At 65.9% G+C, this 19,408-nt stretch carries 21 protein-coding genes and 1 tRNA gene; 9 read left to right on the forward strand and 13 right to left on the reverse strand.

Going from position 1 to position 19,408, the window contains the following annotated elements; genetic code table 11:
* The first annotated feature begins 85 nt into the window (after positions 1–85).
* From QUG03_RS12750 to QUG03_RS12760, 3 genes are read left to right on the forward strand one after another with little or no spacing between them, the layout of a single operon-like run.
* Complete coding sequence (locus QUG03_RS12750; protein WP_235089406.1) at positions 86–1,492, forward strand: MATE family efflux transporter; 1,407 nt, start codon at positions 86–88, stop codon at positions 1,490–1,492.
* Positions 1,489–2,514, forward strand: a complete 1,026-nt coding sequence (gene murB / locus QUG03_RS12755; protein ID WP_500820151.1) for a UDP-N-acetylmuramate dehydrogenase — start codon at positions 1,489–1,491, stop codon at positions 2,512–2,514. The genes QUG03_RS12750 and murB overlap by 4 nt, the downstream gene beginning before the upstream one ends.
* A 44-nt stretch (positions 2,515–2,558) precedes the next feature.
* The gene (locus QUG03_RS12760) at positions 2,559–3,170 is read left to right on the forward strand and encodes an HAD family hydrolase (protein WP_107800230.1); all 612 of its coding nucleotides are present in this window, start codon (positions 2,559–2,561) and stop codon (positions 3,168–3,170) included.
* 11 nt (positions 3,171–3,181) lie between these two features.
* Here QUG03_RS12760 and QUG03_RS12765 read toward each other — a convergent pair whose 3' ends face one another.
* Together QUG03_RS12765 and QUG03_RS12770 are read right to left on the reverse strand one after the other, a co-directional pair.
* Complete coding sequence (locus QUG03_RS12765) at positions 3,182–3,562, reverse strand: MAPEG family protein (protein ID WP_107800231.1); 381 nt, start codon at positions 3,560–3,562, stop codon at positions 3,182–3,184.
* A 33-nt stretch (positions 3,563–3,595) separates the two neighbouring features.
* Complete coding sequence (locus QUG03_RS12770) at positions 3,596–4,270, reverse strand: energy-coupling factor ABC transporter permease (protein WP_500820152.1); 675 nt, start codon at positions 4,268–4,270, stop codon at positions 3,596–3,598.
* Positions 4,271–4,370: 100 nt separating this feature from the next.
* Here QUG03_RS12770 and nadC point away from each other — a divergent pair, with 100 nt between their 5' ends.
* On the forward strand, positions 4,371–5,216 hold the full coding sequence (nadC, locus tag QUG03_RS12775) for a carboxylating nicotinate-nucleotide diphosphorylase (RefSeq protein WP_235089409.1): 846 nt from the start codon (positions 4,371–4,373) through the stop codon (positions 5,214–5,216).
* A gap of 86 nt (positions 5,217–5,302) precedes the next feature.
* On the forward strand, positions 5,303–7,183 hold the full coding sequence (locus QUG03_RS12780) for a sensor domain-containing diguanylate cyclase (protein ID WP_500820153.1): 1,881 nt from the start codon (positions 5,303–5,305) through the stop codon (positions 7,181–7,183).
* Here the strand turns inward: QUG03_RS12780 and QUG03_RS12785 are convergent.
* From QUG03_RS12785 to trxA, 3 genes are all read right to left on the reverse strand, one after another.
* Complete coding sequence (locus tag QUG03_RS12785) at positions 7,161–7,829, reverse strand: CoA pyrophosphatase (protein ID WP_500820154.1); 669 nt, start codon at positions 7,827–7,829, stop codon at positions 7,161–7,163. The two genes, QUG03_RS12780 and QUG03_RS12785, sit on opposite strands and share 23 nt — an antisense overlap.
* 183 nt (positions 7,830–8,012) lie before the next feature.
* Complete coding sequence (rho, locus tag QUG03_RS12790; RefSeq protein WP_043591613.1) at positions 8,013–9,269, reverse strand: transcription termination factor Rho; 1,257 nt, start codon at positions 9,267–9,269, stop codon at positions 8,013–8,015.
* A gap of 123 nt (positions 9,270–9,392) precedes the next feature.
* Positions 9,393–9,719, reverse strand: a complete 327-nt coding sequence (trxA, locus tag QUG03_RS12795) for a thioredoxin TrxA (RefSeq protein ID WP_039755088.1) — start codon at positions 9,717–9,719, stop codon at positions 9,393–9,395.
* Between the two features lie 225 nt (positions 9,720–9,944).
* On the opposite strand from trxA, the gene fabI reads away from it, so the two are divergent.
* Positions 9,945–10,733, forward strand: a complete 789-nt coding sequence (fabI, locus tag QUG03_RS12800; RefSeq protein ID WP_488877311.1) for an enoyl-ACP reductase FabI — start codon at positions 9,945–9,947, stop codon at positions 10,731–10,733.
* A gap of 191 nt (positions 10,734–10,924) precedes the next feature.
* Here the strand turns inward: fabI and QUG03_RS12805 are convergent, their stop codons facing one another.
* Positions 10,925–11,320, reverse strand: coding sequence for a nuclear transport factor 2 family protein (locus tag QUG03_RS12805; RefSeq protein ID WP_500820155.1), 396 nt, complete (start codon positions 11,318–11,320; stop codon positions 10,925–10,927).
* Between the two features lie 141 nt (positions 11,321–11,461).
* Here QUG03_RS12805 and QUG03_RS12810 point away from each other — a divergent pair, with 141 nt between their 5' ends.
* The gene (locus tag QUG03_RS12810; protein ID WP_500820156.1) at positions 11,462–12,217 is read left to right on the forward strand and encodes an AraC family transcriptional regulator; all 756 of its coding nucleotides are present in this window, start codon (positions 11,462–11,464) and stop codon (positions 12,215–12,217) included.
* Here QUG03_RS12810 and QUG03_RS12815 read toward each other — a convergent pair.
* The 3 genes from QUG03_RS12815 to QUG03_RS12825 form a co-directional block, all read right to left on the reverse strand.
* Complete coding sequence (locus QUG03_RS12815; RefSeq protein ID WP_227107621.1) at positions 12,195–13,292, reverse strand: polyamine ABC transporter substrate-binding protein; 1,098 nt, start codon at positions 13,290–13,292, stop codon at positions 12,195–12,197. The genes QUG03_RS12810 and QUG03_RS12815 overlap by 23 nt on opposite strands.
* 30 nt (positions 13,293–13,322) lie before the next feature.
* Positions 13,323–14,726 carry an NAD(P)/FAD-dependent oxidoreductase gene (locus QUG03_RS12820; protein ID WP_500820157.1) on the reverse strand — a complete coding sequence of 468 codons (1,404 nt, stop codon included), beginning with the start codon at positions 14,724–14,726 and terminating at the stop codon, positions 13,323–13,325.
* Positions 14,727–14,812: 86 nt separating this feature from the next.
* Positions 14,813–15,589, reverse strand: a complete 777-nt coding sequence (locus QUG03_RS12825; protein WP_500820158.1) for a helix-turn-helix domain-containing protein — start codon at positions 15,587–15,589, stop codon at positions 14,813–14,815.
* A 79-nt stretch (positions 15,590–15,668) separates the two neighbouring features.
* Here QUG03_RS12825 and QUG03_RS12830 point away from each other — a divergent pair, with 79 nt between their 5' ends.
* Both QUG03_RS12830 and QUG03_RS12835 read left to right on the forward strand, forming a co-directional pair.
* The gene (locus QUG03_RS12830) at positions 15,669–16,235 is read left to right on the forward strand and encodes a GNAT family N-acetyltransferase (RefSeq protein WP_500820159.1); all 567 of its coding nucleotides are present in this window, start codon (positions 15,669–15,671) and stop codon (positions 16,233–16,235) included.
* A gap of 79 nt (positions 16,236–16,314) precedes the next feature.
* Complete coding sequence (locus QUG03_RS12835) at positions 16,315–17,904, forward strand: hypothetical protein (protein WP_500820160.1); 1,590 nt, start codon at positions 16,315–16,317, stop codon at positions 17,902–17,904.
* Between the two features lie 175 nt (positions 17,905–18,079).
* On the opposite strand, the gene QUG03_RS12840 is transcribed toward QUG03_RS12835, so the two are convergent.
* The 4 genes from QUG03_RS12840 to QUG03_RS12855 all read right to left on the reverse strand — a co-directional run bounded on the left by QUG03_RS12840 (position 18,080) and on the right by QUG03_RS12855 (position 19,358).
* On the reverse strand, positions 18,080–18,379 hold the full coding sequence (locus QUG03_RS12840; protein WP_227107613.1) for a putative quinol monooxygenase: 300 nt from the start codon (positions 18,377–18,379) through the stop codon (positions 18,080–18,082).
* Positions 18,380–18,614: 235 nt separating this feature from the next.
* Positions 18,615–18,691 (reverse strand) — tRNA-Pro (locus QUG03_RS12845).
* A gap of 18 nt (positions 18,692–18,709) precedes the next feature.
* A complete protein-coding gene (locus tag QUG03_RS12850) occupies positions 18,710–19,075 on the reverse strand; it encodes a MerR family transcriptional regulator (protein WP_107800244.1) in 366 nt (121 codons plus the stop codon).
* A complete protein-coding gene (locus QUG03_RS12855) occupies positions 19,056–19,358 on the reverse strand; it encodes an integration host factor subunit alpha (protein ID WP_019103243.1) in 303 nt (100 codons plus the stop codon). The genes QUG03_RS12850 and QUG03_RS12855 overlap by 20 nt, the downstream gene beginning before the upstream one ends.
* Positions 19,359–19,408 lie beyond the last annotated feature (50 nt).

Raw genomic sequence — 19,408 nt, forward strand, 5'->3', positions numbered from 1 at the left:
GCCCCATTGTCATGGCGCGACAAAGACAAGCCCGCCCCGCAGCCGGTATAATGGCCAGTTCTCCGTGCCATCCCGCCCTACTCCCATGCTGTTTGAAATCAATCGCGCCCCGCGCGGGGCCGTGCTGCTGGAAGCCCGTCAAATCAGCCGGCTGGCCTTGCCGATGATGATCGCCCAGATCGCCCAGGTGGCCACCGCCTTCGTCGATACGGTGATGGCCGGCCGCGTCAGCACCGACGACCTGGCCGCCGTCTCTCTGGGCGCCAGCGTCTTCATCACCTTCTACGTCACGCTGATGGGCATCGTCACCGCGCTCAATCCCATCCTGGCCCACCAGTTGGGCGCCGGCGAGCACGACAAATTCAAGGACACCGCGCGCCAGGGCCTGTGGTTCGGCCTGCTGATCGGCCTCTTGGGCGCGGCGATGATGATGGCGCTGGAGCCGGCGCTGCGGCTATGGCTGCACCTGCCGCCGGAAGTGACCGACAAGGTGATGCTCTTCATCACCGGCGCCGCCGTGGGCATGCCGGCGGCGATGACCCACCGCGCGCTGCACGCCTACGCGTCCAGCCTGGGCCGCCCCAAGGCCATCATGGTGGTCAGCCTGCTGGCGCTGGCGCTGAACGTTCCGCTCAACTACATCCTGATCCACGGCCTGTTCGGCCTGCCCAAGCTGGGCGGCGCCGGCTGCGGCTGGGCCACCGGCATCGTGTTCTGGTTCAATTGCCTGGCCCTGCTCGCCTATGTCAGCTGGCACCGCAACTTCCGCCAGTTCCGGCTGCTGGAGCGGCTGCGCGGCCCGGACTGGCGCATGTACCGCGGCTTCCTCAAGCTGGGCGTGCCCATCGGCCTGTCCTTTTTCGTGGAAGTCAGCCTGTTCTCCTTCATCGCGCTGCTGATCGCCGAACTGGGCACCGTGGTGGTGGCCACTCACCAGTCCGTGCTCAATTTTTCCAGCATCATCTACATGCTGCCGCAGAGCGTGGCCACCGCGATGTCGGTTCGCGTCGGCCACCACGTCGGCGCCGGCGACTACCGCGCCGCGCGCTTCAGCTCCGGCGTCGGCCTGCTGCTGGGCCTGAGCATGGCCTTCTGCGCGATGCTGGTGGTGCTGCTGTTCCGCGAGCCCATCATGCGCATGTACACGCCGGACCCGCGCGTGATCGCGATGGGCTCCACCCTGCTGCTGTTCGCCGCCGTCTACCAGCTGACCGACGCCGCCCAGACCATCGCCTCCGGCGCCCTGCGCGGCTACAAGCTGACCACGGTGCCGATGATCATTCACATCCTGTCGTTCTGGTGCGTCGGCCTGGGCCTGGGCATCACCCTGGGCCTGACCGACTGGCTGAGCAAGAAGCCCATGGGCGTGTTCGGCTTCTGGACCGCGCTGGTGATCAGCCTGAGCGTGGCCGCGCTATTCCTGACCCGCTACCTGGCCGGCGAAAGCCGCCGACGCCTGCATCGACAACTTCAAACGGAACCGGCGCCATGAGCCTGAGCTTCAGCCACCATCATCCGCTCAAATCGCTGAACACCTTCGGCATGGACGCGCGCGCGCGCGACTTCTGCCGGCTGGACGCGCTCTCGGAGCTGCCGGCGCTGCTGGACAGCCCGGCCTACCGGGCCGGGCCGGTGCTGTGGCTGGGCGGCGGCAGCAATCTGCTGTTCACCCGCGACTACCCCGGCCTGGTGGTCAAATTGGAATTGCGCGGCGTCCGTCTGCTGGAGGAGAGCGGCGAGGACGTGATCGTCGAGGCCGCCGCCGGCGAAAACTGGCACGATTTCGTGCTCCACACCCTGGAGCAAGGCTGGTACGGCCTGGAAAACCTCAGCCTGATTCCCGGCACCGTCGGCGCCAGCCCGATCCAGAACATCGGCGCCTACGGCGTCGAGGCCAAGGACCACATCCACCAAGTCGTCTGCGCCGATCTAGAGCGCGGCGGCGCCGAACTGACGCTAAGCAAGGCCGACTGCCGCTTCGGCTATCGCGACAGCGTGTTCAAGCACGAGGCCGCCGGCCACCTGCTGGTCACCGCCGTGCGTTTCCGCCTGTCGCGCGCGCCGCGGCTGCGCACCGGCTACGGCGACATCCAGCAAGAACTGGACGCCGCCGGCATTGCCGCGCCCACGCCGCAAGACGTCAGCGACGCGGTGATCCGCATCCGCTCGAGCAAACTGCCCAACCCGGCCGAGCTGGGCAACGCCGGCAGCTTCTTCAAAAATCCGGTACTGCCGGCGGAACAGGCGCAGGCGCTGCTGGCGCGCCATCCGACGCTGCCGCACTACCCGGCCGCCGACGGCAAGGTCAAGCTGGCCGCCGGCTGGCTGATCGATCAGTGCGGGCTGAAAGGCCATCGCGACGGCGACGCCGGCGTGCACGCGCGCCAGGCCCTGGTGCTGGTCAACTACGGCGCCGCCAGCGGCGAGCAGATGCGCGCGCTGGCCGACAAGGTGCGCGCGGAAGTCCGTCAACGCTTCGGCGTGGAACTGGAGCCGGAACCCATCGTTCTCTAAACTGCAGGCGCGAGCCGTTCGCGCCCTAGACAAAAGGCTAAGCAATGCATTCAAGCGTAGATGTGCTGGTATTCGATCTGGGCGGAGTATTGGTGGACTGGAACGGCATCGATCCGCTGGTGCGGCTCTCCCAGGGCAAGCTGGACCCGGAACAGGCCCGGCGCTTCTGGATGGAAACGCCGTGGATCGCCGAACTGGACACCGGCGCCTGCACGCCGGAGGCCTTCAGCGCGGCGATGGCCGAGCACTTGGGACTGGACATCGGCGCGGCGGACATGACCGCGCAACTGGACAGCTGGCTGCGCGGCGCCTACCCCGGCGCGGCGGAGATGCTGGCCCGGCTAGGCGAACGCCACCGCCTGGCCGTGCTCAGCAACAATAATGCGCTGCACTGGGGCAAGATCGAACGCGAATTCGATCTGCTGCACCGCTTCGACCGGCTGTTCGCCTCCCACCTGATCGGCCTGCGCAAGCCGGACGACGCGGTTTACCGCCATGTGCAGGACGAGCTGGGCGCGGCCCCGCAGCGCATCGCCTTTTTCGACGACAATATAGAATGCGTGGACGCCGCCCGCCGCGCCGGCTGGCAGGCCTTCCACACCAAGGGCCTGGACCAGGTGCAGGCCGCGCTGCGCGCCAACGGCTGGCTGGATTAGGCCTAACCGCGCTAGAACACCCCGCCGGCCTTGCAGAAAATCGCCACCACCGTCAGCAGGCCGATCAACCAGGACAGGGAACGCAGCGCCGCCCGGTCGGCCAGATACAGCAAGCCGTGCGCGATCCGCGCCGCGATGAAAACCGCGGCGGCGGCGTCCAGAAACGCCGGCGGCACATGCATCCCCCAAGCCACCAACACCGCCGCGGCGAAAGTCGGGAACGCCTCCCAGGCGTTCTGCTGCGCCCAATTGGCGCGCAGCCGGTAACCGCTGGCCTGGGCCATCGCCTCCCGAGGCTTGTGGTTGTCCACTCGCGAACCGGCCTTGGCCACCCCGGCCCAGATCAAGGGCAGCAAGGCCGCCAGCAAAATGCTCCATAAAGCGAAGGGCATGGTTTCTCCTTTAGCGTGTAAAAGGCCGCCCGCTCACGGCGAGCGGCGCCTGTGTCCCAGATAGCGCCCGTCGTCGAAGGTCGCCACCCATTCCGGCCGGTAAACCACCAGCACCGCCGCCAACAAGCCGGTGGTGAAGGCCTCCGACCACGACAGTAAAAAATAGAACGGCAGCGTCTCCTCCAACAACTGGTCCCAGGGATAGGCGCCGGCCAGGCCCAAGGCCAGCAAACCCGACAAGCCGGCGGCGAACATGCCGGCTCCGCCGGCGAGGAAGCCGTTGACGAAGACGTAAACGAACAGATTGCTGGGCAAGGCGCGCTGGCTCAAACGCAGCGCCGCGGCCGACAGCGCCACCGGCGGCACGATCATGCTCAGATAGTTCAGACCCAGCGCCTGCGGATCGGCCTGTCCGCTCACAGCCAATGCCAGCAAGGGAAGCGCCAGCGCCAGCAAGGCCAGCCACGGCCCCATCATCAAGGTGAACAGGCCGGCGCCCAGCAAATGGAAGGACAGGCCGGGGGCCACGCCGCCGCGCAGCAGCCACAAGGCCAGCGCCAGCACGCAGGCGCCCATCCAGGCGTTGCAGGCCGGCAAGGGCAGGCCGCGCCAGGCCACCCGCCGCGCCGCCAGCGCCAACAAGGACAAAGCCGCGCCGTTGCTCAGCCAAAGCGCGGCGTCGGGGAAAAACGATGCGGGCAAATCCATGGCCTACCTATCGGCTTATATATCCATTTCGAATGATACCAGAGCACGCGCACCAATCCGCCGCCATTGGGTACAATGACGTTTTCTTGGAGAGTCCCGCATGCCCGCCTTGCCCGCCCCTCACCTGATCGCCCAGCAGGTCGCCGCCGCCCTGGCCGAAGACATCGGCCGTTGCGACTGGACCGCCCTGCTGATTCCCGAACACAGCGCCGGCGCGGCGCGGGTGACGGCGCGCGAAGCGGCCACGCTGTGCGGCCAGGCCTGGTTCGACGAATGCTTCCGCCAGGTCGATCCCCGCTGCCGGGTGGAATGGCTGGCCGCCGAAGGCGAGCAGGTCGCCGCCGGCGCCGTGCTGTGCCAAATCGACGGCCCGGCCCGCGCGCTGCTGACCGCGGAGCGCTCCGCGCTGAACTTCCTGCAAACCCTGTCCGCGGTCGCCAGCGAAACCCGCCGCTACGTAGACGCCGTGGCCGGCACCCGCGCCCGGATACTGGACACCCGCAAAACCATGCCCGGCCTGCGGCTGGCGCAGAAATACGCGGTGACCGCGGGCGGCGGCGACAATCAGCGCGTCGGCTTGTTCGACGGCATCCTGATCAAGGAAAACCACATCATGGCCGCCGGCGGCATCGCCGCCGCGCTGCGGGCCGCGCAACAGCTGGCCCCGGCCGAGGTCAGCCTGCAAATCGAAGTGGAAACGCTGGAGCAACTGGAAGAAGCGCTGCTCCACGGCGCCAAGCTGGCCCTGCTGGACAATATGTCGCTGGAGCAAATGCGCGAAGCGGTGCGGCTGACCGCCGGCCGCGCCCAGCTGGAAGCCTCCGGCGGCGTGGACTTCGACACCGTGCGCGCGATTGCGGAAACCGGGGTCGACCGCATTTCGGTGGGCAAATTGACCAAGGACGTCCGCGCCGTCGATCTTTCCATGCGCTTCACCGCGGCCTGAGGCGCCGTCCGGGCCCGGCGGCGGGCCCCTGTCATACTCCGCCGCCTAGCGCTATAACTGGTTCATAACCCCCAATAACGAGCGTCATGGACTTCAACCTCCGCAAACGGAACAAACGCCCGGCACGCTATGCGATCTGGGGTTCCATCCTCTTCCTGCTCGGCACGCTGGCGCTGGTGGCCCTGGAACTGCTCAACACCTATCACCAGGAAGAGGAAAACGCGCTGCGCCAAGCCAACGGCCTCAGCCAATTGCTGGCGGAACGGCTGGCCGCCGGCATCAGCGAAGCCGGCCTGATCCTGCAAAGCAGCAGCCAGCTGCCGCAGGTCCAGACCCTGCTTCACACCGGCACAAGCGGCGAGGAAGGACAGCAGAAGCTGTATCAGCAGCTGCAGCAGCAACTGCAGCTGGCGCCCTATCTGAGCCGGATCGAAATCATAGACAGCGCCTGCCAGGCCATCTTCACCAGCCGCCAGGCCGCCATCGTGCGCCAGCCTCACAATGAATTCTGCCGCTGGCTGCATCGCAACGAAGACCCGGAAAACAATTACACCGCCGCCCAGTACAATCCCGAACAACACGGCATCGTCCTGGCCAGCAAGCTGCGCGACGAAGGCGGCAACGTCATCGGCATGGCCGCCGGCGTCATCGCCAATAATTTTTTCCAGGACGAAGTCTCGCGCGTCACCGTGGGCGAGCACGGGGAGATCCTGGTGCTGGACCAACGCCAGCTGATGGTGGCGCGCTGGCCCAAGCCCCCCAAGGGACTGGAGCGACAATTCCGGCCGCTGCAGCCGGCCAAGCTGCTCAGCCGCGACGGCAATCAGGCGCAATTCAGCGCGCCGTCCAATATCGACGGCGTCACCCGCCTGTACAGCCAGAGCCAGACCGGCCGCTATCCCTTCCAAGTGGCCGTGGGCCTCGCCCGCAAGGATTTCACCCGCTCGGTGCAGGAGAAGGCGATGCTGGCCCTGCTGGGCTGGCTGTTCATCGCCGGCATGACGCTGCTGGCCCTGCGCAACTATCTGTCCAATCTGCGCCAGCACACCCTGCTGAGCCGCAGCACCGATCTGATCCGGCAAAGCGAGGGAGAGGCGAAGCTGATCCTGGACACCGCGCCGCTGGCGCTGTTGCTGGTCAACCCCAAAACCCGCCGCATCCAGCGGGCCAACGCGCTGGCGCGCGCCATGTTGCAACTGCCGCCGCGCGCGCCGGGCACCAAGGAGGATTCGGACATCCTCAACCTGCCTTTTCGACTACAGCCGCTGGAGCAGTGGCTGGAAGCCGGCCAGGAGATAGAGAATCAGGAAATGGAACTGGAGCTGGAGGACCACAGCCGGCTCTGGGTCATCGTCTCGCTGCGGCCCCTGGGCGAACGCACCCCGCCGTCCACGCTGGTGGCGCTCTACGATATTTCCAGCCGCAAGCAGTTGGAGCAGCAATTGCAGGAAAGCAATCAGCAACTGAGCGAAATGGCGGCCACCGATCCGCTGACCCATTTGTACAACCGGCGCTACGCCGACATGATGCTGAAAGATGAAATCAGCCGCTGCGAGCGTTACGGCCAATCGATGACCATCGCGGTGTTCGACATCGACCACTTCAAGCAATTCAACGACCGCCACGGCCACCAGGCCGGCGACAATGTGCTGGTGGCGGTGGCCAATGCGCTGACCGACACCACGCGCAACACCGATATCAGCGCGCGGGTGGGCGGCGAGGAATTCCTGGTGATTTTCCCCTGCACGCGTCTGCGCGACGCGCAAAAGGTGATGGAACGGGTCCAGGTGGTGCTGAGCCAGACCCGCTTCCCGCTGGTGGACCAGAGCGTGACCTTCAGCGGCGGGCTGACCGACTGGCGGCCGCACGACACGCCGGAACTGATGCTGGCGCGCGCCGACCGCCTGCTCTACGAAGCCAAGGTCGCCGGCCGCAACATCCTCTTCAACGATCTGGACATGATCTGAACGGCGGCGGCTCCTGCCCGGCCACGCCCAAGGCGTCGGACAGCAGCCACAACATCGCCGCGGTGGCGCCCCAGATGCGGTGGCGCTGCCAATCCAGCGACAGATAGGCCCGCAGCTGGCCGTCGTCGCCCTGATGGCTGTGGCGCTGGTAGGCGCCGGTATCCATCAGCAGCGGCAGCGGCGCCTCGAACACCTCGGCCACCTCGCCCGGCTCCGGGCTGAGTTCGAACGGCGGCAACACCAGACCCACCACCGGCGTCACCACGAAGCCGGTAATCGTCACATAATCCGGCAAGCGGCCCAGCAGCCGGACATGGCTTTCCGCCAGCCCGGTCTCCTCCCGCGTTTCGCGCAGCGCGGCGCGCTCGGCCGAACCGTCGTCCCGCTCCAGCTTGCCGCCCGGAAAGCTGACCTGGCCGGCGTGCGCCGGCAGGTTCTCCGCGCGACGGGTCAACATCACCGTCGGCCCCTCGTGCCGCCACACCAGCGGCACCAGCACCGCCGCCGGCCGCAGCCCGCCGTCGGCCGGACGGAAGCTGAAATCGCCCACCCTGCCGGTAAAGTCATAAGCCGACAGCCGACCGGCAATCCAGTCGGCCGCTTCTCCCGCCTCCATCGACCACATTTTATTGTCCCCTGCCGTCATCCGCTCGCCGGGCCAACGCGCCGGCGATGTTCTTGCTCCATCTTAGGCTAAATCGCGGCCCCGCTGTCGGCGCCGCCATCGGTATTAACAAAAAACCCGCGCGCCGGCGCCTGAACGACGCCGGCCGACGCGGGCAAAAAAAATGCCAGGCTGGCAGCCTGGCATTCTTGCGAGCATTTCCGCTCAGCGGCGCATCGAGTCGAAGAACTGCTGGTTCGACTTGGTGGCCTTGATCTTGTCCTGCAGGAATTCCATCGCCTCCAGATCGTCCATCGGGTAGAGCAGCTTGCGCAGTACCCAGATGCGCTGCAATTGGTCCTGCGGAATCAGCAGCTCTTCGCGACGGGTGCCGGAACGGTTGATGTTCAGCGCCGGGAAGATGCGCTTCTCGGCCATGCGGCGTTCCAGATGGATTTCGCTGTTGCCGGTGCCCTTGAATTCTTCATAGATCACATCGTCCATGCGGCTGCCGGTATCGATCAGCGCGGTGGCGATGATGGTCAGGCTGCCGCCCTCTTCCACATTGCGCGCGGCACCGAAAAAGCGCTTCGGGCGCTGCAGCGCGTTGGCGTCCACGCCGCCGGTCAGCACCTTGCCGGAGGCCGGCACCACGGTGTTGTAGGCGCGCGCCAGACGGGTGATGGAGTCCAGCAGGATCACCACGTCCTTTTTGTGTTCCACCAGGCGCTTGGCCTTCTCGATCACCATCTCGGCCACTTGCACGTGGCGGGTGGCCGGCTCGTCGAAGGTGGAAGACACCACTTCGCCCTTGACCGAACGCTGCATCTCGGTCACTTCCTCCGGACGCTCGTCGATCAGCAACACGATCAGCACCGCTTCCGGATGGTTGGCGGTGATGGCGTGGGCGATGTGCTGCAGCATCACGGTCTTGCCGGACTTCGGCGGCGCCACCAGCAGGCCGCGCTGACCTTTGCCTATCGGCGAGATCAGGTCGATGATGCGGCCGGTGATGTTCTCTTCGGCGCGGATGTCGCGTTCCAGCTTGAACTGCTCGGTGGGGAACAGCGGCGTCAGGTTCTCGAACAGAATCTTGTGCTTGGAGTTCTCCGGCGCTTCGCCGTTGACCTTGTCCACCTTGACCAGCGCGAAGTAACGCTCGCCGTCTTTCGGGGTGCGGATCTCGCCTTCGATCGAATCGCCGGTATGCAGGTTGAAGCGACGAATCTGCGACGGGCTGACATAGATGTCGTCCGGGCCGGCCAGGTAGGAGGTGTCCGGGCTGCGCAGGAAACCGAAACCGTCCGGCAGCACTTCCAGGGTACCTTCACCGAAAATGCTCTCGCCTTTTTTGGCCTGGTTTTTCAGCAAGGCGAAGATCAAGTCCTGCTTGCGCAGTCGGTTGGCCCCGTCGATCTCGTTGGAAATGGCCATTTCAACGAGTTCGGAAACATGAAGATGTTTTAGATCAGATAAGTGCATAGCAGCCGTAGGTCGACTCGGTAACGATTTAGCGGAACGCTGAATTCGGAGGGTGGCGTAAAAATGGAACGGGCAACGCGTCAATCGCTACCCGTTTTGAGATTTTGCTGGAGAATAGACGCTTTACAGTTGGCTGTCAATGAAGGCGGTCAACTGGCTCTTGGCCAGCGCGCCCACCTTGGTGGCGGCAACCTGGCCGTCCTTGAAAATCATCAGCGTCGGGATGCCGCGGATGCCGAATTTCGGCGGCGTCAGCTCGTTCTGGTCGATGTTCAGCTTGACCACTTTCAGGCGGCCTTCGTATTCCTTGGCCACTTCGTCCAGGATGGGAGCGATCATCTTGCACGGACCACACCACTCGGCCCAGTAATCGACCAGCACCGGCAGGTCGGCTTTCAGAACATCGGTATCGAAACTGTCATCGCTTACGTGGTGGATCAGATCGCTCATGGTTTCCTCGCTATTTATATGGTGGCGCAACTACTGCAATTGATGTGTGATGGTAGCAAGCGCGGAGTGCCGGGGCAACCGGAAATCCGGCGCGCGCGGCGCGCTCCGCGCTTCGCTCTTTCCTTATATACCACCGGAAAGCGTCCTACCTGGCCGACAATGCCGCTGCTGAAACGCCCCGGCTTCGGTATAATGCGCAGCTGTTTATTCCGAGAAGGACTCCAAATGGGCTTTCTGCAAGGCAAAAAGATTCTGATTACCGGCATGATCTCCAACCGCTCCATCGCTTACGGCATTGCCCAGGCCTGTCATCGCGAAGGCGCGGAACTGGCGTTCACCTATGTGGTGGACAAACTGGAAGACCGCGTGCGTGAAATGGCCGCGGATTTCGGCTCCAAGCTGGTTTTCCGCTGCGACGTGCAGAACGACGAAGAAATCAATAAATTGTTCGCCGATCTCGGCAAGGAATGGGACGGCCTGGACGGCCTGGTCCACGCCATCGCCTTCGCCCCGCGCGAATCGCTGGAAGGCGACTTCCTGGACGCGCTGAGCCGCGAAGCCTTCCAGACCGCCCACGATGTGTCCGCCTACAGCTTCCCGGCGCTGGCCAAGGCCGCGCGCCCGATGATGCAGGGCCGCAACGCCGCCTTGCTGACCCTGTCCTACCTGGGCGCGGTGCGCGCAATCCCCAACTACAATGTGATGGGCCTGGCCAAGGCCAGCCTGGAAGCCTCGGTGCGCTTCATGGCCGCCAGCCTGGGCAAGGACGGCATCCGCGTCAACGGCATTTCCGCCGGCCCGATCAAGACCCTGGCCGCCGCCGGCATTTCCGGCTTCTCCAAGCTGCTGGCCATGGCCGCCGGACAATCCTGTCTGCGCCGCAACGTCACCACCGAGGAAGTGGGCAATACCGCCGCCTTCCTGCTGTCCAATCTGTCCTCGGGCATCACCGGCGAAATCACTTATGTCGACGCCGGCTTCAGCATCAACTCGCTGAATGTGCCGGACGCCTGATTCGATCGCCTCCAAATGAAAATGGACCCGCCGGGTCCATTTTTTTTGCCCTCGCCGCTGCGCCGCCATCCGCTCCGGGATGATGAAGCCCCAATAAGCGGCACTCACTGCGCCGCGGACTTCAACGGCCTCCAGGACGACGATCCGCCCCGGCAGGCCGCCGGGCGCTTGCGAACCCGGTCAAGCCCGCATCAGTGACGGGACCCCAGATCCCGGTCCTCGGTCGTTCCGCTCAGCATATGCGTCAGTTCGTCGCAGGCGCGCACCATGCCGTCTCGCACGCTGAATTCGGCGATGACCAGCATGCTCACCCGGCCGCCGTCCCGCTTGTCCGCGGCGACGCGATGGCGAGTGAACACACGCTCGCCCTGCTCCGCCCAGCTCAGGATTTCAAGATCGACCCGGCTGCACGTCTGCTTCAGATGGCGCAAATGCTTGATGAAATCGGCGTAATCCAAGCTGCGGCCGTCCGCCTGCTGGCGGTAATCAGGATGGACCAGCTTCGCCAAACGGTTTTCGTCCAGTTCCGGGCGCAGCAATGCGCATTCGAATAATTCGCGCACCACGGCGATAGCGCTGTCTTGCATGGTTTGACTCCTTATAGAGGGGTGGTATCGACGATGGGCGGCGCGGCCGAAGCCCGTCCCGCCACAATGGCCAGTATCCGTCCCGGCGCTGATGGCGCGTTATCGCTACAATGTCATTCAATATCTCAAACAGGCCAAACCATGCTGCTCGCCGCCGCCCGCATCCGTCACGACGACGCCGACCCCGAAGCCTGGCACAGCCATGACAGCGGCCAGCTCAGCTTGCTGCGCCGCGGCGTGCTGAACATCGCCACCGACGGCGGCCGGCTCTGGCTGCCGCCCGGCCACCTGGCCTGGATTCCTCCCGGCGTGCGCCACGCCTCGCACCGCCACGGCCTGATAGACGGCATCAGCCTGCACTTCGCCGCCGCGGCCTGCGCGCGGCTGCCGGCCGACGCGCAAGCCATCTCCTGCGACGCGCTGCCGCCCGCCATCATGCGGCGCGCGCTGGATTTTTCCGCTCCGCCTCTTCCCAGAGAACAGCGGCTGCTGGAGGTCTTGCTGGATGAATTGGAACACTGCCCGCCCTTGCGCCTGAGCCTGCCCTTGCCGCAAGACCGGCGCGCGCGCCGGGTCACCGACGCGCTGACGGAGGCCCCCGAAGACCCGCGCTCGCGCGACGACTGGGCGCAATGGGCCGGCCTCAGCGGACGCAGCCTGAGCCGTCTGTTTCCGGAGCAGACCGGCCTCAGCTTCCAGGCCTGGCGCCGTCGGCTGCGGCTGTTGAAATCGCTGGAATATCTATCGGCCGGCCAGCCGGTCGGCGCCGCCGCCTGGCGCTGCGGCTACGACAGCCCCAGCGCCTTCATCGCCGCCTTCCGACAGACTTTCGGCCGCACGCCGGCCCAATTGCTGGGCCGGCCCTCGGAGCACTTCAGCGATAGCTATTGTTCTTGAACTGATTGAACAGCCTCACCCGCTCCCTTTGCAGCGCCGGCGGCACCCGTCCCTGGCCGCGCAGCTTGCTCATGCCGGCCGCGTCCGGATAGAGGTTGCGGTCCGCCGTCAGCGCGCCATCCAGCAAAGGCCGCGACGCCGGCAAGGCGTTGGGATAGAACAATTCATTGCTGATTTCCGCCATCACCTCCGGCCGCATCATGAAATCGAGGAAGCGATGCGCGTTGTCCGGATGCGGCGCGTCCTTGGGGATGGCGAAAGTGTCCACCCACAACTCCGCGCCCTTGGGCGACAGCAGGTAGCGGATCTTGCGCGGGCTCTTGGCCTCGCCTGCGCGACGCGCGGCGATGTAGGCGTCGCCGGAATAGATCATCGCCGCGCAAAGCTCGCCGTTGACCAGATCATTGATGGGCGTGGAGGTGAACACCCGCACATAGGGCCGGACCGCGCGCAGCAGGCCGGCGACGGCGGGCAGATCCTCCGGCCGGTTCCGGCCAGGGTCCTTGCCCAGATAGATCAAGGCCTGCACCGCCACCTGGCTGGGGGACATCATCATGGAAACGCCGCAGCCGCGCAGCTTGGACGCGTAAGCCGGGTCGAACAACAGGGCCAGCGCGTCGGCCGGCGGCGGCGCGCCGCCCAGCGCCCGCCTCACCCGGTCTTCGTCGATGGCCACCGAGGTGGTGCCCCACAGATAGGGCAGCGCGTAACGGTTGCCGGGATCGGCCGCGGCCAGTTGCCGCAGCAGCGCCGGGTCCAGTTGGCGGTAATTGGGCAGCTTGCCCTTGTCCAGCGGCCGGAAGGCGCCCGCCGCCAGTTGATTGGCCAGGAAGCTCATCGACGGTCCCACCACATCGTAGCCGCTGCGGCCGGTCAGCAACTTGCCTTGCAGGATTTCATTGCTGTCGTATACGTCGTAACGCACCTTGATGCCGGTCTCGCTCTCGAAACGCCGCAAGGTCTGTTTGCCGATGTAATGACTCCAGTTGTAGACGTTCAGCACCTTCTCTTCGGCCGCCTGCGCCGGAACGGCCAGGCAGCAGACCCAGATCCCCACCCCAATGCGTCGCCACATGAATGTTCTCCCGATATCGCGCGCCGGCCATCAGGCCAGCAAAGCCTCCAGGGCCGCCGCCAGCTTGCCCGCGCCGCGCCGGGCCCAGGCCGGCGCGCTCCCGTCGGCGCACAGTTTCTCTTCCAGCCCGTAAGCGCTGCGCACCAGGTGATAACCCAGCCACGGCACCGGCTCCGGCGCCCAGCGGCGCACCCGCTCCAAACGCCCTTCCGGCATGACCCAGGGCATGGAAGCCAGATCGCCGTCGCGCTCCAGAATCAATTCCGCCAGCGTGCGCCCCATCAGATTGGCGGCTCCCACGCCCTCGCCGCCGTAGCCGCCGGCCATGGCGATGCCGGCGCGCCGGTCGAACAAGGCGTAGGGCGTGAAAGCGCGCGCCACGCCCAGCGTGCCGCCCCAGCGGTAGGGCGCCGCCGTCGCGCCCAAGGCCGGGAACAGCCGACGCAGCAAGCGCTCGCGCCAGGCGAACTCGGCGCCGTTAGGGTCGAAGTCCCACTGCGCGCGGCCGCCCAGCCGGTAACCGCCGCGCGCGCCGAACACCAGGCGACCGTCCGCGCTGCGTTGGCCGTAAGTCACCATCCGGCTCAAATCGCCGAAAGCCTGGCGGCGCCCCAGTCCGATCTCGTCCCACTGCGCCGCCGACAGCGGTTCGGTGGCCAGCAGCAGGCTCTGCACCGGCAGCAGGCAACGGCCCAAACGCGAAAACTGCCCGGCCGCGCCCTCCAGCGCCGGCACGATGACGTCCGCGCTCAAGTCGCAGCCGTCCAGCCCCGCCACTCCGGGAGCCAGCCGGCGCACCGGGCTATGCTCGTGAATGCGCACGCCCAGTCGCGCCGCGGCCCGCGCCAGGCCTTGCGCCAGCCGGGCCGGCTGAACCACCGCGCAATGCGGGGAGAACACCCCGCCGCGCACGTCTCTCGCGCCCAGCTGCGCCCGGGCTTCCTCGTGGTCCAGCCAACGGAAGTCGGCCTCGCCGTGGCCCGCCCGCCGCAGCTCGTGCAGCCAGTTCCGTCCCATCGCTTCCTGCTCCGGATAGCGCGCCGCCGCGTACAGCACCCCGCCATGGGCGAAATCGCATTCGACGCCTTCGCGCGCCAACACCGCGGCCACTTCGTCGACGATGCCGAACAGCCGCCGCCGCGCGTGTTCGCGCCGCTCGCCGTCCAGACTGAGCAAATGGACGTCCTGATTGGCCAACCCGCCTATCAGCCAGCCGCCGTTGCGTCCGGACGCGCCGTAGCCGCAGGTTTCCGCCTCCAACACCGCCACGTCCAGCTCCGGCGCCATGCGCTTGAGGTAGTAAGCCGTCCAAAGGCCGGTGTAGCCGCCGCCGATCACCGCCACGTCGCAGCGGGCCGACTGCGTCAACGGCGGCCAGGACCGCGCCGCGGGACTTTGATCCAGCCACAGACAGGCTTGGGACTCGATCCCCATGAATACTCCTTGGCGATAGCCCCGAACCTGGGGCGGACCCGAACAGACTAAGCCGGCGCCCGCGCCGCGTCGTGCGCGCGGGACCGCTAGGAATCGGCGAAAAAGTAGCGCTGCGGCGTGGTGCCGGTTTCCAGACGGAAAGCCTTGTAGAACGTGGAGGCGGACTTGAAGCCCACGGCGAAGGCCATGTCCAGCGGAGCGGCCGGCGGCCGCGGCAGCGCCAGCAGATGGCGGACGCGTTGCTGATTGAGCCAGGCGTAGAAGCTCAGGCCCAGCGCCTGGTTCAAGACGTGGGAGATCTGATTGCGGGTGTAGCCGGTGGCCTGCGCCACCTGGCCCAGGCTCAGCTCGCAGTCCAGATAGGGTCGCTGTTCGGCGAAATAGGCTTGCAGGTCCGCTAGCAGCCGCGCCAGCCGCTGCGGGTTCAAGCCGATGCGATCGCCGGCCCGCTCCCCGCTCAAACGCACCGGCGTACAGTACTCATGGACGGAGACGATCAGGCCGTCCCGCACCCGGATCGCCTCGCCGCCTTGAAAACTGGCCAGTTTGCCGCTGGAGGCCAGCCGGATCACATAGCGGTATTGGATGAAGGCGGTGTCGCCGTCGACGCGGATGCGGTCGGTGTGCTGCAAACTCTCCTTGCCGCCGTCCGGCATGCTCTCGGCCAGATAGGCCGGCAAATCGGCGTAAGTCAGCGTCAGATTGCGGTAGAAATCGCAGTATTCGACTTCCGGATGAAACAAGGCCAGCGCCGCCCGCGCGTCGCGCGCGCGCCAGCACTCGTGGTAGCGCCGCGCCACCTCCCAGGTGGCCCGGCTCTCGGCATCCCAAGCCGCCCGCGGGCCGGCCGTCGTTTCCGCCATGACTGTCTCTCTCCCGCGCCCTTGGCGGCTGTTATCATATAGCTCGACCATACCCGTCCATTGCGAGGAGAGCCAGCCGATGGAGATACTGATCTTCCCCGAAGCGGAAGTGCCCGCGGAACTGCGCATGCAAGTGCTGGCGCTGCAAAGCCTGGCCTGGCCCGGGGAGCCGCCGGCCGGTCCCGAGCCCATCCACGACCCGGCGCTCGCGCCCTTGTCGCTGCTGCTGGTGGAGAACCGCCGGGTGCTGTCGGCGCTGGACATCCTCAACAAAACGCTGCGCCACGCCGGCGAGGACTTCCAGGCCAGCGGCATCAGCTGCATGGTCACCCAGCCCGAGGACCGCAGCCGCGGCCTGGGCCGGCTGCTGGCCGCCTCCGCGCGCGAAACCATGCAGGCCAACGGCGCCGATCTCGGCATTTTCACTTGCGACCGCCCCCTGCGGCGCTTTTACCAAAGCTGCGGCTGGAGCGAACTGCCGGGCGCCGTCTTGATCGGCGGCACGCCGGCCGCGCCCTTCCCCAGCAGCCAGTTCGACAAGGCGACCATGGCCTGCTTTTTCAGCGACAAGGCCAGGCGGCTGGCGTCGCGTTTCGAAGATTGCGAGATCGCGCTCCATCCGGGGGACATCGACCGGCTGTGGTAAGCGCCCCGCGGCGACATCGCCCCCTCGCCGGCAAGCGCTCCCCGCCTTGCCGGCCTCCTGCTCAGCCCCCATTCCAACCATGACAGAAGCTCCCGACCTCATCGAAATCGAATTGTCCGCCCCCTACCGCGTCAAGGGCGAGGCCGCCCGCGGCCAATCCGTCTGGCTGCTGACCCGGCTCTGGCACGCTCAGCAGTTCGGCGACGGCGCGGTGTCCGCCGCCGCCCTGCGGCTAGGCTTTCCCGGCCAGAACAATATCCGCATGCTGATCTCGCGCGCGTTCGCCGACTTCGCCCGCTGGGGCGTGCAGGCCGGCTGGGGCGCCGCGCGCGGCCGGCCCATCGACACCCTGCCGCTGAACGGACGCAGCCGCGGTCCGTTCTGGCTGACGGCCGACATGGCCTCGCGGCTGCGTTTCCGCGCCGGCGGCGTCGAGGTGGAGCGGGATTGGCTGGAGCACTTCCTCGGTCTTCGACGGGAAAAACCGGAAAGCTCGGCCGGCGATCTGTCCTATCTGATGCGCGACATGCGCTTTTGGCAACAGATGGCGCAGGCCATCCGCGACGAATACGACGGCTTCGGACGCCGCCCCAGCCGCCAGGTGGCGGAATCCTTCCACGTCGCGCGTCAAGTCGCCGGAGACGATTTTCAGCAAGCGCTGGCCTTGATGAAAGAAAGCCTGGCCCTGCGCCGCAGCGCTCAACTGGACGGCAGCCGCAGCGCGCTGAAGCGGCTGGACCGAGTGCTGGACGCCGGCAGCGTCCATCACGCCCATCCCACCTTCGCCGCGATGGCCTGCATCGTCAAAGCCTGGGAGCGTTACTCCCAAGGCGACGCCGACGCGGCGCGGACCGCGCTGGAACACCTGCAAACCTCGCCGGAGCTGCAGCCGGTTTTCCGCTACAACCCGCGCGTGCGCTTCGAATGCCTGAACCTGCTGGCCCTGCTGCACAAGCACGCCGCCACCAGCGGCGCCGGCGCCGCGCGCCAACGGGACGAGGCCGGCGCGGCGCTGCAAGCCTTGAGCGGCGCGCTGGAAGCGGCTTACGAGGCGGACTCCATCGACGCCGCCCAACATGTGGCCGCCAATATCGGCTGGTGCTTGTGGCTGTTCTGGCAGCAGGGGCTGGTCGACCCGGAACGCGAGCAACGCGTGGGCGCGGTGCAGTTGCAGGCGATGCGCTGGCTTGGGCTGTCCGAATGGATTTGCGACCGCTTCGGCTACGGCAGCGGCTCAGCCTGGAATCTGATCTTCATCCTGCGCATCGCCCGCGGCAACTGCCCGCCGCCGCGTTCGCGCAGCCTCTCGGCCTTCCGCGCCCAGCAACCGCTGGCGCTGGAAGACGCCATCGCGGCCTTGCAGCCCTTGCACGCCTCCTTGTCTCCGGCCAAGGGCTTCAGTCGCTGGTCCTCGGCGGCGGTCCTGGCGCTGGACGAGCAACTCGCCGGCAACGCCGCCTTCCCTCCTCTGCAACAAGCCAATCTATTGCTGGAAGCCGCCTGGTTCCTGTTGCATGAGCAAGGCGCCGGCCGGGAGGCCGCGGACGCGCTGTCCCGCCTCCAGGCCTTGCTGCCGTCGCTGAGGCGCGGCGAGCGCAGCTTTTTCAACAGCGAGCTGCAACGGCTGCCCATCGAAGCGCCTCTGACCGACATCCGCCCAGAAAAATAGCCGGCAAGGCCGGCGGGGAACGGTAAGCAGCGTTTGGGTCTGTTCAGCGTCTCGCGAGCGAGGGCGAGACAAGGCGAAAACCGCTGAGAAAGCGGAATGCACTCGTGGTGCATGAGCATTTCTAGGCGGTTTTCAACGCCGCATCGCCGACGCGTAGCAGGTCGTAAACAGGTTCTTAGGCCGGGTTCAGCACATGCACGGCCAGGCCGGCCACCGCGCCCTCGGTCGCGGCGACGAAGGCGCGCAGCGGCGGCGCGTCCAGGTGGCGGTCCAAGGCCGCCTTGCTGGTCCACTTCTCTATCACCACCAGGCTGTCCGCGCCATATGGCTGCGGCGAATCCGCGTGGTCCAGCGCCGGGCCGTACTCGATGCAGCCCTCTTCCTCGCGCACCAGGGGCACGATCGCATTCAACTCGCGCAAAATCACGGCGCGCTGGCCCGGCTTGGCGGTAATCACGGCTACTACATGCAACATGGCAATCCTCACAAAAGTCGGCGATACGCCGCCGCGCATCTCCGCGGCGGCCACAGGAATACGGCAGGCGCAGAAACAAATGGTTCGCCGCCGTCTATCGGGCAATAAAAATCGCCCGCCGAACTCGACTCATTGAAGGGGATGGAATTAGAAGGATTTCTAATATTTGGAGGGGAAAATAAAAAAAGCTCTGCAAACGCAGAGCTTTTAAATATTTGATACTTTTGGAATTCTTTGGTCGGGGCGAGAAGATTCGAACTTCCGACCCCCTGCACCCCATGCAGGTGCGCTACCAGGCTGCGCTACGCCCCGACTCGAGAGAAACGTATTCTAAACTGCTTTTTGATTTTTGCCAAGCCCTGAATCAAGCCATTCCAAAATCGCCTCCAACTCGGTCCTGACCTCCTGGGCCGTTGCCGGGCGCACTTCTTGGCCGTCCGCGCCCAGACGCTGGCGGGCGCCGTGGATGGTAAACCCGTCGTCATATAACAGACCGCGAATGCGCCTGACCAATAACACTTCGTGATGTTGGTAATAACGGCGGTTGCCGCGGCGCTTCACCTGGCGCAATTGGGAAAATTCCTGCTCCCAATAGCGCAGCACATGCGGCTTGACGCCGGTGAGCTCGCTCACCTCGCTAATGGTGAAGTAGCGCTTGGACGGTATCGGCGGCAGATCAGCCTTGCTTGTTGGCATGGAATTGCTCGACCATTCCCTTGAGTTTCTGACTAGCGTGGAACGTTACCACACGTCGCGCGGTGATGGGAATCTCTTCCCCGGTCTTGGGGTTGCGACCCGGACGCTGCGGCTTGTCGCGCAATTGGAAATTGCCGAAACCGGACAATTTGACGGAATCGCCGGACTCCAGGGCCTGGCGAATTTCCTCAAAGAACGATTCAACCATGTCCTTGGCTTCACGCTTGTTCAAACCTACTTGATCGAACAGCATGTCGGCCAGCTCAGCCTTGGTCAAAGTCATGTCACCCTCTCACACATCAATATTTCTAATCATTCAAAAGCCCGCCGACT

The organism is Chromobacterium sp. CCUG 30098, from assembly GCF_059916605.1.

Excerpts from the sequence above, each read along its gene's own strand:
- QUG03_RS12760 (WP_107800230.1), top strand. The coding sequence starts at position 2,559 with ATGCATTCAAGCGTAGATGTGCTGGTATTCGATCTGGGCGGAGTATTG.
- QUG03_RS12850 (WP_107800244.1), bottom strand. The coding sequence starts at position 19,075 with ATGCCAACAAGCAAGGCTGATCTGCCGCCGATACCGTCCAAGCGCTAC.
- QUG03_RS12830 (WP_500820159.1), top strand. The coding sequence starts at position 15,669 with ATGGAGATACTGATCTTCCCCGAAGCGGAAGTGCCCGCGGAACTGCGC.
- fabI (WP_488877311.1), top strand. The coding sequence starts at position 9,945 with ATGGGCTTTCTGCAAGGCAAAAAGATTCTGATTACCGGCATGATCTCC.
- QUG03_RS12805 (WP_500820155.1), bottom strand. The coding sequence starts at position 11,320 with ATGCAAGACAGCGCTATCGCCGTGGTGCGCGAATTATTCGAATGCGCA.
- QUG03_RS12750 (WP_235089406.1), top strand. The coding sequence starts at position 86 with ATGCTGTTTGAAATCAATCGCGCCCCGCGCGGGGCCGTGCTGCTGGAA.
- QUG03_RS12770 (WP_500820152.1), bottom strand. The coding sequence starts at position 4,270 with ATGGATTTGCCCGCATCGTTTTTCCCCGACGCCGCGCTTTGGCTGAGC.
- rho (WP_043591613.1), bottom strand. The coding sequence starts at position 9,269 with ATGCACTTATCTGATCTAAAACATCTTCATGTTTCCGAACTCGTTGAA.
- QUG03_RS12840 (WP_227107613.1), bottom strand. The coding sequence starts at position 18,379 with ATGTTGCATGTAGTAGCCGTGATTACCGCCAAGCCGGGCCAGCGCGCC.
- QUG03_RS12820 (WP_500820157.1), bottom strand. The coding sequence starts at position 14,726 with ATGGGGATCGAGTCCCAAGCCTGTCTGTGGCTGGATCAAAGTCCCGCG.
- nadC (WP_235089409.1), top strand. The coding sequence starts at position 4,371 with ATGCCCGCCTTGCCCGCCCCTCACCTGATCGCCCAGCAGGTCGCCGCC.
- QUG03_RS12765 (WP_107800231.1), bottom strand. The coding sequence starts at position 3,562 with ATGCCCTTCGCTTTATGGAGCATTTTGCTGGCGGCCTTGCTGCCCTTG.
- QUG03_RS12835 (WP_500820160.1), top strand. The coding sequence starts at position 16,315 with ATGACAGAAGCTCCCGACCTCATCGAAATCGAATTGTCCGCCCCCTAC.
- QUG03_RS12825 (WP_500820158.1), bottom strand. The coding sequence starts at position 15,589 with ATGGCGGAAACGACGGCCGGCCCGCGGGCGGCTTGGGATGCCGAGAGC.
- QUG03_RS12855 (WP_019103243.1), bottom strand. The coding sequence starts at position 19,358 with ATGACTTTGACCAAGGCTGAGCTGGCCGACATGCTGTTCGATCAAGTA.
- trxA (WP_039755088.1), bottom strand. The coding sequence starts at position 9,719 with ATGAGCGATCTGATCCACCACGTAAGCGATGACAGTTTCGATACCGAT.
- QUG03_RS12810 (WP_500820156.1), top strand. The coding sequence starts at position 11,462 with ATGCTGCTCGCCGCCGCCCGCATCCGTCACGACGACGCCGACCCCGAA.
- murB (WP_500820151.1), top strand. The coding sequence starts at position 1,489 with ATGAGCCTGAGCTTCAGCCACCATCATCCGCTCAAATCGCTGAACACC.
- QUG03_RS12785 (WP_500820154.1), bottom strand. The coding sequence starts at position 7,829 with ATGACGGCAGGGGACAATAAAATGTGGTCGATGGAGGCGGGAGAAGCG.
- QUG03_RS12815 (WP_227107621.1), bottom strand. The coding sequence starts at position 13,292 with ATGTGGCGACGCATTGGGGTGGGGATCTGGGTCTGCTGCCTGGCCGTT.
- QUG03_RS12780 (WP_500820153.1), top strand. The coding sequence starts at position 5,303 with ATGGACTTCAACCTCCGCAAACGGAACAAACGCCCGGCACGCTATGCG.